Genomic DNA, 14763 nt, shown 5'->3' on the forward strand with positions numbered 1-14763 from the left:
TTATTTCAGCATATCGATGGATTTTAATTTGCTTTAGTTTCTGCCTTAGGACCCACAGCAAACCCACGTTAAAAATATAAAAGCCCGATTTGACGAAATCAAATCGGGCTTTCTTATCATTTAAAAACGATTAGTTTTTTGTTTCTACTCTAGTTTTGATTTGGCTAGGCTTTAACCAAATTTTAGCGCCTTTTGAGTTTACATAATACTTTTCGTTTTTTGCATTGATGTACACATCAGAACCATCTGGTGCCATTTTGCCTTTCCAAGTTTTATCTGCCACTTTAGAGCCACCTTTAACAGCAACTTCTGCAGTTTTATTACCAACAGACTTAGCGCCTTTACCAATTGCTTTGCCTGTATGATCTAATGCTTTACCAACTTCTGTTTTCTTTTTTTCTTGTGCGTTAACGCTTAAAGTTAAACCACCAAACAATGCTAGTGTTAACAAGCCAATTACAAATTTCTTTTTCATAAGAGTTATACTTTTATTTATTGGAATAACATATAGCAAGAGAATTTGTTTGAGCAGTGCTTTCAAAATAGACTGTATCTTGACAATGATTAGTTGAGTTTTTCTGCTAGCAGTTTCATTTCGATGTATGGCGATCGTCCTTCGTATAAAATGTTATGTACCGCTTTACAAATCGGCATATCTACGTTATAGGCCTGATTTTTAATGTGCATACACTTCACTGCATAATACCCTTCGGCAATCATACTCATTTCTAACTGTGCCGATTTTACAGTATAACCCTTCCCTACCATGTTGCCAAAAGTACGGTTTCGGCTAAATTGAGAATAGGCTGTAACGAGCAAATCGCCCAAATAGGCTGATTCTTTAATATCACGGTTGATGGGGTGAACAGCATCTACAAAGCCTTCAATTTCGCGGATGGCATTACTAATTAGAACAGCTTGGAAATTATCTCCATATCCAATTCCGTGGCAAATTCCGCTGGCTATTGCATAAATATTTTTTAAAACCGCGGCATATTCTGTTCCGAAAATATCGTCCGAAACATTGGTTTTGATATATCTCGTATTTAAAAAAGAGGCGAATGTTGTCGCTTTTTCTACATCGGTACAGGCAATGGTTAAATAAGAAAGCTTTTCTAAAGCAACTTCTTCAGCATGGCAGGGGCCGCTCACTACTAAAATATCTTGATAAGGGATGCCATAGGTTTCATGCAGGAATTCGCCGATAATCAAATTATCTTCTGGCACAATTCCTTTTATAGCCGAGATGATTTTTTTACCTTTTAAATGCGCTGGGTTGATATTTGCTAGTGTATCCTTTAAAAAGGCAGCAGGTACATTTAAGATAATGTAATCTGCTGTATCAACAATATGAGTAATATTTGATGATATATTCTGCTCATTGAGTTTGAGCTCAACTGAACTGATATAATTCGGGTTGTGTTTAAACTTTTTAATGTGCTCAATAGCCTTTTCATTGCGCATCCACCAGTAAATTTCCTTTTCAGAAAGATTATCGGATAACATTTTCACAATGGCAGTCGCCCAGCTCCCACCCCCAATCATTGCAATTTTAGGTATCATTTTTAAAAAAGGATTTTAAGGTAAAAGGTGTAAGGTTTAGGGATTTGACAATTTTGCCTTAACCCTAAATCTTACACCTCGAACACTTGCAAGTTACTATTTCTTGCGATTAATTATATACTACTTTTTAGCGTCTTTGCTAAACAGTTGGTCTTTAGTGGTTTTCTCTACAACAAGTCCATCTTTCAATTTGTTTTGGATGGCAGAGTACGGTCCGGTTACAATTTCCTGACCAGCTTTGATACCTGATTTTACAATAATAAATTGATCATTCTGAATACCTGTAGTTACTTCTGCTTTTTTAACTTTTTTGGTTGCAGCTTCGTAAACGTAAACGTATTGCTTAATGGACTTATCATTCAGTTTCGATTTTTGTTTATCGGTATTGTCTTGGTTGCCTTGATTTTTTGCATCATCACCAGTTTTAGCACCGTTATCTGTAAATACAGCTTGAATTGGAATGGCTAAGCCTGTTAACGATTCGCTCTCAATATCTACGGTTGCAGACATACCCGGACGGAAAATAGATTGTTGCTTTCCGGCTAATTCTTCTACAATTCTAATTTTAACCGAGAAATTGGTTACTTGATCTACTGAAGTAGAAGTGGTTGTACCCACCGCTGTTGATGAGCTTGCAATCTCGGTTACCGTACCTCTAAATTTCTTATCTGAAAATGCGTCAACTTCTATAGAGGCCTTATCGCCAACTTTAACACGTGTAATGTCGTTTTCATTCACATCAACATTTACTTCCATTGATGATAAATTTGAAATCCTCATAATTTCTGTACCTGCCATTTGCGAGGTACCTAAAATACGATCGCCCAATTCGATAGATAATTTTGAAACCACACCATCAACCGGCGCATAAATGGTTGTTTTGGCTAGATTAGCACCTGCTTCTTTAACATTTGCACCTGTTTGCTCTAAAGTAAATTTAGCACCCGTTACGCTTTCTTTTGCGCTCGCTAATGTAGCTTTAGCCGTTAAGTAAGCTGCTTTGGCAGCATCAAACTCAGAAGCTGAGATTACTTTTTTGTTAAAGAGCTCTACGTTTCTTTTATAGGTGGCCTCTGCATTTACAAAATTAGCCTGACTCTGAATCAATTGTTGTTGTGCGCCTGCAACACTCGCTTTTTGAGCATTATAGGTAGCCACAGTTCTTTCATATCCAGATTGCAAAACATCTGGTCTAACTTTACACAGTAACTGACCAGCTTTTACAATATCGCCTTCTTTAACTTTTAATTCTACAACCTCTCCAGATACTTCTGAACTTAATTTCACTTCAGTTTCTGGCTGAATTTTACCACTCGCAGTAACGGTTTCTACAACAGTTTTATCTGATGCTTTTTCTGTAGTTACTTTTTCTGTTTTACTACCACCAATAACTCCAGCTAGTTTTAATCCAATTAGGATTGCCAGAATAACTCCAATGGTAATTAATATGTGCTTCAGTTTCATAATATTTTGTATTGCGTTTGTTTGTATTAGGGTTGGAATGTTTTAAAAAGTTAGAGCGTTGTAATGTTGCTGGGTGAGCTAATTTTTCAATTACTGAATTTAAAAATTAATCTGTTTGCCTAAATAATAATCAATCACTTTTGCTCTAAACAAAAGATCGTATTTAGCTTGAATAAAATCAATTTCTGCCTTGTTTCTATTGGTTTGGGCAGTGCTATAATCTAAAGAGTTTACCAAACCAACATTATAGCGTTGCTCAACCACATAGAATGCATCTTTTTGTGCATTAAAGGCATTTTGAGTGGAAACATATCTACTTTGTGCCGCCTTCAAATCGGTTGTTGCCTGAAAAATAACCTTATTCAAATTATTTTTTGCCAATTGCTCTTGGGTTAAAGTGTTGTTATAGGTAATTTTTGCCCTGCGCACACCCGAGCGTGCTGCAAAGCCATTAAAAATTGGAATCTGTATGCTCATCCCGATGCTTTGACCAAAACGTTGGTTAACTTGATCGATAAAAGATTGTTGCGCAAACAAACCTGCATAATTAAACTGATAAGAATATGAGCTGGATAAGCCAGCCCCAAAACTTATTCTAGGTGAATAGGCACCTCTTGCCACATCAATAGCTTGTTTTGCAGCCAATGAACGTAAATTGGCTAACTTAATATCCGGGAAAATTTTCATCGCGTTATCAAAAATTTCATCCGGATTGTTTGTAGTGGGCGTAACTTGAATGTTGTCGATAATTGGTGCCTGTACCACAAATTTCTGATTGGGTGGCAATTCCATTAATTGGCCCAGCGTTAAGTACGAAACTGATAATTGGTTTTGTGCATTGGTTAAGTTTAACTCAGCGGTTGCCACTTGCGATTTGGCTTGAGAAATATCAGCCAAAGTTTTATTACCAGCATCCAACAAGGCATTCTCTCTGACAAGCGTTTTATTCGAAATATCAAGTTGATCTTTTGAAGCCCTTGCCAAATCTGTATTGTATAAAACTTGTAAGTAAGCGGTTACCACTTGGAGAATCAAATCGTTTTTAACCTTCTCTACATTACTTTTCTCTGCTTCTAGCAAAGTTTTGTTCTGTCTAATCTGATTAATCTTGGCAAAACCCTGAAAAACATCAACGTTAGTGCTTAAACTTCCACTGGTGTATAAGGAAGTTTGGTTGGTTACCTGAAAAGTAGTTTGATCCAAACCACGTCCAAATGTTAAGTTCGGACTTATGCTTCCATTTAAAGTTGGATAGAGCGCATATTTTGATTGACTGAGGTTTTCTTCACTCAAAGCGGCGCTAAATTGGGCCTGCTTAATGGTTAAGTTGTTCTTTAAAGTATTATCAACAGCTTGTTGGATGGTGATGACTTCTTGAGCATGAGCATTTTGAGAGACGCTAAAACCTACAACTAAAGCAAAACCGGCTAAAAACTTATTCTTGGTAAACATTTTCATAATTTGTTTCAAATCTATACAAACAACTTTAATTTATTTCAATCTGTACAAGCAATTACTAACTTTGGTTTAATGTACTTGGTCAAATCGCCACTTCTGCTTAAATGGTATTACCCATCCTTACTTTGGAATAAATCCCGAACCGAAAAAGTTATTTATTTGACCTTTGACGATGGACCTATACCCAATGTTACAGACTTTGTGTTAAAAACTTTGGAAGCCTTTAACGCAAAAGCCACTTTTTTTTGCATTGGCGATAATATTCAAAAACATCCCGAAGTTTTCGAGCGCGTAAAAAATGGGGGTCATGCTATCGGTAATCACACTTTCAACCATTTAAAGGGCTGGGTAACCGACGATGAAACTTATCTGCAAAATACAATTAAGTGTCAACAATTTACCCATTCAAAACTTTTTAGACCACCTTACGGCAGAATTAAAAAATCCCAAATCTCAAACCTCAAATCTGAAATCCCAAATTTAGAAATTATAATGTGGGATGTTCTGAGTGGCGATTTCGACATCCATTTGGCTCCAGAAAAATGTTATCGTAATGTGGTTAGAAATACCCAAAATGGATCAATTATCGTTTTCCATGATAGTTTAAAAGCATTTGATCGATTGGAATATGCGCTCCCACGTGTTTTAGAATATTTTGCAAAGAAGGGGTATCGGTTTTCTTCGCTTTAGGCGACATGCGAATTTCGCCCGCCAGTCCACTTATTTAGAATTATCCTAAATAATACAATGATCTAAGGATGACCCTCCGAGGTGCTTTTTTTTTGTAAATTCGCAGCTAGTAGAATAGAAGTATTACCTTTTAACCAATAAAATCGATGGCCTTTGATATAGACATGATTAAAAAGGTTTATGCAAACTTCGGGAGCCGTGTAGATGCTGCTCGCAAGATAGTTGGCAGACCTTTAACATTATCTGAAAAAATATTGTATGCTCACCTTTGGGATGGAGATCCAAAAAAAGCATTTTCTCGCGGAACGGATTATGTAGATTTCGCACCAGATCGTGTAGCAATGCAAGATGCAACTGCTCAAATGGCGCTTTTGCAGTTTATGCAAGCTGGTCGCCCTCAAGTGGCAGTACCTTCAACCGTTCACTGCGATCACTTAATTACTGCTAAAGAAGGTGCTGCAATAGATCTTCCTCATGCAAAAACAGAAAGTGCTGAAGTTTTTGACTTCTTATCTTCTGTATCAAATAAATATGGCATTGGTTTCTGGAAACCAGGGGCCGGCATTATTCACCAAGTTGTTTTAGAAAATTATGCATTCCCAGGTGGAATGATGATTGGTACCGATTCTCATACCGTAAATGCGGGTGGTTTAGGTATGGTTGCAATTGGTGTTGGTGGTGCTGATGCTTGTGATGTGATGGCTGGATTACCTTGGGAACTTAAATTCCCTAAGTTAATTGGCGTTAAATTAACAGGCAAATTAAGCGGTTGGACTTCTGCTAAAGATGTGATTTTAAAAGTTGCTGGTATTTTAACCGTAAAAGGTGGTACAGGTGCAATTGTAGAATATTTTGGCGATGGCGCCATTAACTTAAGCTGTACGGGTAAAGGTACCATTTGTAATATGGGTGCTGAAATAGGGGCAACAACTTCTACTTTCGGTTACGATGCAAGCATGGAACGTTATTTACGTGCTACAGGAAGAGATGAAGTTGCTGATGAAGCCAATAAAATTGCTGCTTACTTAACCGGTGATGATGAGGTTTATGCAAATCCAGAAAGTTATTTCGATCAGGTAATTGAAATTAATCTTGATGAGTTAGAACCATATTTAAACGGTCCTTTTACGCCAGATTTAGCTACTCCAGTTTCTCAAATGAAAACAGAAGCAGAGAAAAACGGCTGGCCTTTAAAAGTTGAATGGGGCTTAATTGGTTCATGTACAAACTCTTCTTATGAAGATTTATCTAGAGCAGCATCAATTGCAAACCAAGCGATTGCAAAAGGTTTAACAACAAAATCTGCATTTGGTATTAACCCAGGTTCTGAACAAGTGCGTTATACAGCAAATCGCGATGGCTATTTAAAAACCTTCGAAGATTTGGATGCGACCATCTTTACCAATGCTTGCGGCCCTTGCATTGGAATGTGGGATCGTACAGGTGCAGAAAAAGCAGAGAAAAATACAATCGTACACTCATTTAACAGAAACTTTGCAAAACGTGCAGATGGTAATCCAAATACCTTCGCATTTGTAGCTTCGCCAGAAATGGTTGCAGCAATTGCCATTGCTGGTGATTTAGGTTTCAACCCATTAACAGATACATTAACCAACGATAAAGGCGAGCAAGTAAAATTGGATCCACCTGTGGGCGATGAATTGCCTGTAAATGGTTACGCTGTTGAAGATGCAGGTTTCCAAGCACCAGCAGCTGATGGTTCATCAGTTGAGGTTTTGGTTTCCCCTACTTCTCACCGCTTACAATTATTAGATCCATTTACCCCTTGGGAAGGCACAGATTTAAAAGGTTTAAAACTTTTAATCAAAGCTAAAGGCAAGTGTACAACAGATCATATTTCTATGGCGGGTCCATGGTTAAAATTCCGTGGTCACTTAGATAACATTTCAAACAACATGCTTATCGGTGCAGTCAATTACTTCAACGATAAAACCGATAATGTTAAAAATCAATTAACTGGCGAATATGGTCCGGTTCCTGCAACGCAACGTGCTTACAAAGCACAAGGAATTGGCTCTATCGTTGTAGGTGATGAGAACTATGGTGAAGGTTCTTCTCGTGAACATGCCGCTATGGAACCTCGTCATTTAGGCGTACGTGCGGTATTGGTAAAATCTTTTGCGCGTATCCACGAAACAAACCTTAAAAAACAAGGAATGTTGGGATTAACGTTTGCAGATAAAGATGATTACGATAAAATCCAAGAAAATGATGTAATTGATATTATTGGTTTAACAGAGTTTGCTCCAAATAAACCTTTAACATTAGTTTTACACCATCCTGATGGAACTGAAGAGCAATTCCCAGTTAACCACAGCTACAATGCTCAACAAATTGAGTGGTTTGTTGCAGGTGGTGCGTTAAATATCATCAGAAGAGAAGCTGCGCTTAAGGCACAAGGCTAGAGAGACTAAAGCTGAAAGACCAAAGCTGAATGACTAAAGCGGAAAGACTAAAGCTGAAAGCTAATAGACCAAAGCGGAAAGACCAAAGTTGAAAGACTAAAGCTAATAGACTAGAGCTTAAAGACTAAAGCTGAAAGCTAGTTGACTGAAGCACATAATTATAAAATCCCATTTTGAGTAAAATCAGAATGGGATTTTTTTGTTGTGGAATTGAAATTAAAATCTATTTTTGCCATTCATTAAAATACGCTCTAATCATGAAAAAGCTCTTTCTTTGTGCATTAACTGCACTGGCATTCCTTGGAGCCAAGGCTCAGGATGCTCAAAACACCATTAAAATTAACCCCTTAAGTGCCTTGTTGAGTACTGGTTCTGTTTTTTACGAAAGAAAAATCAACGATGGTATTTCAGCACAGCTTGGGCTTGCCTACACAGGTATTAAACTTGAGGATGTTAAGTTTACAGGAGTTGCAATTACACCAGAAGTTCGTTTCTATCTAAAGCAGAAAGCAATTAGTGGCTTATATGCGGCTCCGTTTTTAAGGTATCAAAATTATACCGTTACAGATGGGACAGATAAAGGCAAATACAATTCTTTTGGTGGTGGCGCATTAATCGGTCGTCAATGGGTTTATGGAAGTGGCTTTGTACTTGATTTGTTTTTTGGCCCAAGTTATAACAGCGGCACATATAAAGCAACTCAGGGAAACAATGAACCCGATATTAAGGGTGGCATAGAAGGCTTTGGCATCCGCACGGGTATTGCACTCGGCTTTGGTTTCTAAACTAAAATATTTCATTAAGATCTCGTTTTGTTAATTCAAGACGAGATTTTTTTTATAGTCCAAGTTGTTTCGATACAATTAAAGCTTTTTTAATTGCGAACATAAAGTTTAAAAATTAGCTACTTAAATTCGTGTCCGCAGGTATAGCAATGGTAACATTTGTTTCCTTTAAAAGGCATAAATACACCAACCAAAACGGAAGTTAGAATAACCCACCAGCTAAACTTCTTTTTAGTGGCCATTCCGTAACCTACATTGTCAGACCCACATGCTTCGCAGAGCATTTTTTCCTCAGCAGGATTGTCCGTAGCTTCATTTTGATCGATCAAATTGCTATTATCTTCTGCCAAGAGTCGATTAATCTGATCTATATCACGTTCAAACACAATTAGCTTAACCCCACCAATTGCCTGATTGTAAAGTGGTTGGATAGTTGACACATTTTCATCTGCCAGAAAGCAAGCAAAACCGCTATCTTCTAATCTAGCTTTGATAATGTTGGCCTCAATTGGGTTATAAAAGGTACTATAAACTATTGTTCTGTCGTTCATGCTCAAACTTATGTATTATAAACAACATTATTTAATCAAGAATTGTTGCCACCAATAACCAGAATCTTTAATGGTGCGGTGCTGAGTTTTAAAATCATTATAAACCAAACCGAAGCGGGTTGTAAAACCTTCAGCCCATTCAAAATTATCCATTAAGGTCCAGGCCATATAACCTGTTATATTCACGCCCTCATTTTTGGCTCGAAGCAAGGCCGTCAAATAGAGTTTAAAGTATTCTATCCGCTCTACATCTTCAATCTTTCCATCAACAATTTTATCATGGTAAGCAGCACCATTCTCTGTAATGATGATGTTTTTAACATTTGGATAGCTTGCAAATTGCTTTATGATGTTATAAAAACTGTTTTCATTAATTTCCCAACCCATGGCGGTATGCGGTTTTTTTCTGCTTTTTGCTTTAACTTCCCAAGCCTGAATCACAGGAATAAAGGCATTATATTTTATGGTTAAAGGGAAGTAATTTTGTAAACCGATAAAATCGAAATCGAACTTTAAGCGCTCTTTGTGTCGCCAAGTACCATATTCAATTTGAAATTTCTCTAATACGTCCCAATCTGCTGTGGGAAAACCTAAACCTTGTGCAGGTTCTATAAAAAGTCTGTTCATTAAACAATCAACCCGTTTAGCCGCTAAAATATCGTTATCGCTCTGCGTAAAAGGTATAATTTCCGAACAGGAATAAGTGGTACCAATATTTGCATGGCTCACCTCAGCCCTTAAAATATTTGCTCCATCCGCTTGGGCCAATGCGGTATGCAACACTGCCGAAAAGAAATTGCTTAGCCCAGTTTTTCCAGGGGCATGGATGCCCAACATATACCCAAGAGAAGTAAATCCAAAGGGCTCATTTAAAACAATCCAGTTTTTTACTTTGTCGCCATATTCGTTGGCGCAAATTCTTACAAAAGAGTTGAAGGCGAAGTTAATGCTGAAACTCGTCCAGCCCCCATCATTTTCCAAAGCTTGAGGCAAATCCCAGTGATAGAGTGTAATGTATGGAATGATGTCGTTTTTTAGGCATTCATCAATTACCTCATGGTAAAACCGAAGGCCTTGTGGGTTGATTTCGCCTGTTCCATTAGGCAATATTCTAGACCATGCGATGGAGAATCTAAAAACCTTAAACCCGAGCAGTTTTACTAAAGCAATATCTTCTTTATACTTATGATAAAAATCGCAGGCCACATGGAGCGTACTTCCCTTTTTTATCTTGCCCGATCTGGCCGAAAAACTGTCCCAAATGGATAAGCCTTTACCGTATTGGTTGGATGCCCCTTCAATTTGAGCGGCAGCAGTAGCTATCCCCCATAAAAAATCTGGCCCGAAGTCAGTAGATTTAATCATATTATTGCTTTGCCCAATTTGCAAGTTTAATATTAACTCATCATTAACAATTTAACGATTAAAAATCGAAACTATTTTTATAGTTTTGATGTATGCGTTTCTCCTTTACACTTTTCATTTTTGTTTTTACCTGCTTCATTTCTCGAGCTGGTTTCGCCCCACCAATAAACGATGAGCTGATAAATGCGATTAACATTGCCAATACAAGTGCATATTGCAGTGATGATGCTGCTTATAACAATTTAGAGGCCACAGCCAGCACGTATGGTGCTGCAACAGGTTGGCCTGCCGTGGGGAAAGATGTGTGGTTTAAATTTACCGCAACAAAATACGATGTAAACATTTCGGTTAGTGGGAACGTAAATGCCGCAAGTACAAACACCTTAGTGGCTCCTTTAGTTTCGCTATACACGTATGATCCCATCACCAGAAACGTTGGTGAAATGGTTGGTTCTTCAACATCATCAAACAATGTTACCTCTTTCTACAAGGGAGCACTTATCCTTGGAGAGGTTTATTATATACGCGTGAGCGCAACAAACAACAACACGGGAACCTTCAAGTTGTGCGTAGATAATTACTTCCCTATTATACAGCCAGGACAAGACTGCGGAACGGTTTCGGTATTGTGCACCAAAGAAACCTTTACACAACTTAACGTTACCGGCACGGGCACAAATAGAAACGAATCGGCAGGCACTTGCCTAGGTACCGAATCCAACTCTGCTTGGTATATGTTTACGGCTTCAAAAAGTGGCGATTTTACCTTCGTGATTACGCCAACCGTAACTACAAATGATATTGATTGGGTTTTTTACGACTTAGGCATTGGAGGAAATTGCGGCAACGTAAACAGCACCACAGCTATTCGATGCGCCAGCGGAAGTGGTGTAACCTGTAACCCTGTTTATTACAAAACAGGACTGAGTTTAACCGAAACGGATTTAAACGAAGCAAGTGGATGCGTACCGGGGCAAAATGGCTTTGTAAAGTATGTTGATATGATTGCTGGTCATACCTATGCCCTGTTAATCGACAATTTCTCTAGCGGAAACAATGGCTTTACTTTAGAATTTGGTGGTACAGCCGACTTTGCGGGACCGACGGCTAGCATCAAAGTAGATAAACTAAACCCTTGTACAGATAGTCAAGCCTATGTTTTCGAAAGTAATTCTACCAATTATGCTTCCTTAAAATGGTCGTTTGGTGAAGGGGCCAATATTGCTTCGGCAACTACCGAAGGCCCATTTACGATCACCTACAGCACTCCCGGCGAAAAAGTTGTAGTACTCGAAGCTAAAGCAACAAATGGTTGTAATGTGGTAACCACCCAAAACTTTATTGTAGCCAAAACACCTGCACAACCAAATGTTACCGCTTCAAAAGTTAACCTTTGTATTGATGACGTCTTAAATCTCTCTACCGATTTTCTCAATTTGGCCAGTTACCACTGGTCGGGGCCAAATGGCTTTACCTCAACGTTACAGAATCCAGTTATTCCCATCACTGGGCCAGAAAATATTGGAACTTACAAACTATTTGTTCAAGTGGGCGATTGTATCAGTCCAGAGGCTTCGGTTGATGTGGTATCAGTTGTAGCAAGACCAGAAGCCCTATTTTCTATCCAAACCAACAATAAATGTGAAAGCAATCAGAGCTTCTCATTTATCAACAATTCAAAAAATTACACCAAACTAAACTGGGATTTCGGCACGGATGTGAAAACAACAACTTCCCTTTCCAACGACAGCAAAGAACTCACTTTCACCACAGCGGGGTTAAAAACCATTACACTTACAGTAGAAACCAACAATGGATGTACCTCAACCCTTAGCCAAACTTTATTGGTAGAATTGAAACCTGCTACGCCGGAAATTACAACCAATCAACCTGCATTCTGCCTCAACGACGTTATCAAACTATCTGTTCCACAACAAGCCAATACAAGCTACCTTTGGACTGGACCAGATAATTTTACAGCCACAACAAGTGCCGTAGAGATTCCAGTGAATAACTTAAACAAGGGCGGCACGTATCAAGTAACCCTCACATCTGGTACTTGCGCAAGCGATCCGGCCACGCTGATTATTCCAGCAATTGCGAAAATCCCTGTTGCAGGATTTAATCCCGAGCCCCTCTTCGACATCAAATTCTCAGCACCTGTACCAATGGTTTTCAACAATACTTCTTTATATGCAGATTACTATCTATGGGATTTTGGTGACGGCTCTACATCAACAGATGTGAATGCAATCCATACTTATGAAAGCGAAGGAACGTTTAAAATTACGCTAACGGCTTCTTCCAACAATGGTTGCTCTACTTCAGTTACAAAAGGCGATTTGATTATCAAAGGAAGTGCCTCTGCATTTGCACCAAATGCCTTTTCACCTAATGGCGATGGCGTAAACGATGAATTTGTGATTGGAATAACCAACCTCAAAAAATATCGTATTCAAATTTATAACCGTTATGGCGATCAGGTTTTCTTCGCAAACAGCATTTTCGACAATTGGAAAGGAACTTTCAAAGGCAACGATTTACCTACAGGCGTTTACTATTACCTTATTTTGGGCACTAATTTAAAAAATGAAAGTGTTAAACAGTCTGGCTCAGTCACCTTACTTCGCTAAGCACTAATCTAAGCTCAATCCAATCTCTTTGAGTAAAATAGCAGCGTTAAACGTAGAGCATGGCCCTTGCTTAAGTTTATAATCGAATCGCATTTCCCCATCTGTAATCTGAATATCAAAGTGAAAGTTCCGAACCGACTCAGGGTAATCTGCCTTTAAATCTGCAAGTTGTAAATCGTGTGTGGCAAAAAGCGTAGGTGTTTTTTCGGCAATTAACTTTTCTAAAAAAACCTTCGAGCCCAAATATTTGTCTCTGCTATTAGTACCACGCAACATCTCATCAATAAACACAAAAGTATCTTTATCCTGCATTACGTTATCCAAAATCATTTTCAATCGATTCAACTCTGCCTTAAAAGTGGATGTGCTTTCATTTAGTGAGTCTTTGATTCTCATATAGGTATTGATCGAAAAAACCGGTAGCGACATTTCTGCAGCACAAACTGGAGCACCTGCATAAGCCAAAACCATGTTAATGCCCAATGTTCTTAAAAACGTGCTTTTGCCCGCCATATTTGAGCCGGTGATGATATCCACTCTCGAATTGTGTTCGGTTGAGAAATCGTTGCTTACCCTTAGCGCATTTGCAATGAGGGGATGACCAATTTCTCTTGCCTGTAAAGTAAACGTAGATTCAACCTTTGGAAAAACCCAGCTCGGCTGATTGTGTACCAGCGTTGCCAACGAAATTAATTCTTCAAAATCACCTAAATGATTGAGCGCCGAAATTACATCTTTTGATGAGGCTTGATGCCAACGATCTAAACGGATGCAGCACTTAAAATCCCAAAGCAAAAGGCCATTTAATACACCACCTACGAGCAAATTTAAACGGGCATCAAAGCTTTGGATGATTTTTGACAGATTTTTTATTTCTTGACTTACTGGAATTTCAGAATCCAACAAAGCTAAAACATAATGGCTTTCCCAACTTTGGTTTTCCGTCCACCGTATAGCTGAAGCATAATTGTTGAGCAAGCTAGAACCGCCACTAAAAGAATAAAAAACTTGATTAACTTTTGAATTAAGCAACACATTCCAAGCGGTATGCGCAATAGCCATTAAAATCAAAAGGTTAACGAAAATGCCTCCAAAAATTAAGGAACCTAAGATTAAAGCAGTAGATAAATAAGGGACTATGGCTACATAAACTCTGAAAAATTTTTGGCGTGTAAATTCCAATTGCTTGCCCAGTAAGCTTTTCAGTTGTTCTTTAATTAATTCAATTTTACTGATGTTTCCCCCTTTCAAATGCGCCCTAAACTGGAAGGTTTCTTCAATTTTAGATTCGATTTCTCTTACTGCTTCTTGTTTGGATAAAATATCGGATTTTGGTCGCTTTTCTGCCAGCGCTTTAGACAATGCCTCATTACCATTTTTGGTGCTGCTTCGATTTAAAAGCGCAAAAAGCGAAGATTTGCCAAAAATATCTAAGTCTGCTGTGTATGGGTGCAATTCAGATTCAAATTCATGTCCATTCTCGTATCCATTCTCTAGGCCATTTAAGATGTTCGATTCGTTTTGGTAAACCCACAGCAATTGTTTTTGATACTCTACCTCACGATCTAAATTGCTTTGCTTGTGCACAATGAATATAAAAACGAGCACAGGTACCACCAATAAAAACTGGATCAGCACGCGCCAACCGTCATTTGCTGAGCTAACAAGCAACACAAAGAATACAATCTCAACTAAAAACAATCCAATCCTCAAAAAAGATAGTTGATCGATCCGCTTTTTGGTTTTGGCAATCTGCTCCGTAACGGCATTAATTTTCTGATTGTATTCTATTAGTATTTGTGCTTGTGTTTTTAACATTATATTTGAT

General features: G+C 38.3%; 11 protein-coding genes. 4 read left to right on the forward strand and 7 right to left on the reverse strand.

Annotation, left to right across the window (positions count from 1 at the left end; all coding sequences use genetic code 11):
• Positions 1 to 130: 130 nt before the first annotated feature.
• The 4 genes from DHW03_RS12995 to DHW03_RS13010 all read right to left on the reverse strand — a co-directional run bounded on the left by DHW03_RS12995 (position 131) and on the right by DHW03_RS13010 (position 4479).
• Entirely contained in the window at positions 131 to 475 is a 345-nt protein-coding gene (locus DHW03_RS12995) for a hypothetical protein (RefSeq protein ID WP_109926278.1), read from the reverse strand.
• Between the two features lie 89 nt (positions 476 to 564).
• On the reverse strand, positions 565 to 1563 hold the full coding sequence (locus DHW03_RS13000; protein ID WP_240618532.1) for an NAD(P)H-dependent glycerol-3-phosphate dehydrogenase: 999 nt from the start codon (positions 1561 to 1563) through the stop codon (positions 565 to 567).
• Positions 1564 to 1683: 120 nt separating this feature from the next.
• A complete protein-coding gene (locus DHW03_RS13005; protein ID WP_109926279.1) occupies positions 1684 to 3027 on the reverse strand; it encodes an efflux RND transporter periplasmic adaptor subunit in 1344 nt (447 codons plus the stop codon).
• A 99-nt stretch (positions 3028 to 3126) separates the two neighbouring features.
• A complete protein-coding gene (locus DHW03_RS13010; RefSeq protein ID WP_240618533.1) occupies positions 3127 to 4479 on the reverse strand; it encodes a TolC family protein in 1353 nt (450 codons plus the stop codon).
• Between the two features lie 78 nt (positions 4480 to 4557).
• On the opposite strand from DHW03_RS13010, the gene DHW03_RS13015 reads away from it, so the two are divergent.
• The 3 genes from DHW03_RS13015 (at position 4558) to DHW03_RS13025 (ending at position 8386) form a co-directional block, all read left to right on the forward strand.
• Complete coding sequence (locus DHW03_RS13015) at positions 4558 to 5175, forward strand: polysaccharide deacetylase family protein (RefSeq protein ID WP_109926626.1); 618 nt, start codon at positions 4558 to 4560, stop codon at positions 5173 to 5175.
• Positions 5176 to 5321: 146 nt separating this feature from the next.
• Positions 5322 to 7601: an aconitate hydratase gene (locus DHW03_RS13020; protein WP_109926281.1), complete on the forward strand. Its 2280-nt coding sequence runs from the start codon at positions 5322 to 5324 to the stop codon at positions 7599 to 7601.
• A gap of 257 nt (positions 7602 to 7858) precedes the next feature.
• The gene (locus DHW03_RS13025; protein WP_109926282.1) at positions 7859 to 8386 is read left to right on the forward strand and encodes a DUF3575 domain-containing protein; all 528 of its coding nucleotides are present in this window, start codon (positions 7859 to 7861) and stop codon (positions 8384 to 8386) included.
• A 119-nt stretch (positions 8387 to 8505) separates the two neighbouring features.
• Here the strand turns inward: DHW03_RS13025 and DHW03_RS13030 are convergent, their stop codons facing one another.
• Together DHW03_RS13030 and DHW03_RS13035 are read right to left on the reverse strand one after the other, a co-directional pair.
• Positions 8506 to 8937 carry a putative signal transducing protein gene (locus DHW03_RS13030; RefSeq protein WP_109926283.1) on the reverse strand — a complete coding sequence of 144 codons (432 nt, stop codon included), beginning with the start codon at positions 8935 to 8937 and terminating at the stop codon, positions 8506 to 8508.
• Between the two features lie 27 nt (positions 8938 to 8964).
• Complete coding sequence (locus tag DHW03_RS13035; RefSeq protein ID WP_109926284.1) at positions 8965 to 10302, reverse strand: GH1 family beta-glucosidase; 1338 nt, start codon at positions 10300 to 10302, stop codon at positions 8965 to 8967.
• Positions 10303 to 10394: 92 nt separating this feature from the next.
• On the opposite strand from DHW03_RS13035, the gene DHW03_RS19635 reads away from it, so the two are divergent.
• The gene (locus DHW03_RS19635; protein ID WP_109926285.1) at positions 10395 to 12935 is read left to right on the forward strand and encodes a PKD domain-containing protein; all 2541 of its coding nucleotides are present in this window, start codon (positions 10395 to 10397) and stop codon (positions 12933 to 12935) included.
• A gap of 3 nt (positions 12936 to 12938) precedes the next feature.
• Here the strand turns inward: DHW03_RS19635 and DHW03_RS13045 are convergent, their stop codons facing one another.
• A complete protein-coding gene (locus DHW03_RS13045; protein ID WP_109926286.1) occupies positions 12939 to 14753 on the reverse strand; it encodes a MutS-related protein in 1815 nt (604 codons plus the stop codon).
• Between the last annotated feature and the right edge of the window lie 10 nt (positions 14754 to 14763).

This window comes from Pedobacter yonginensis (assembly GCF_003173595.1).
Classification (GTDB): Bacteria; Bacteroidota; Bacteroidia; order Sphingobacteriales; family Sphingobacteriaceae; genus Pedobacter; species Pedobacter yonginense.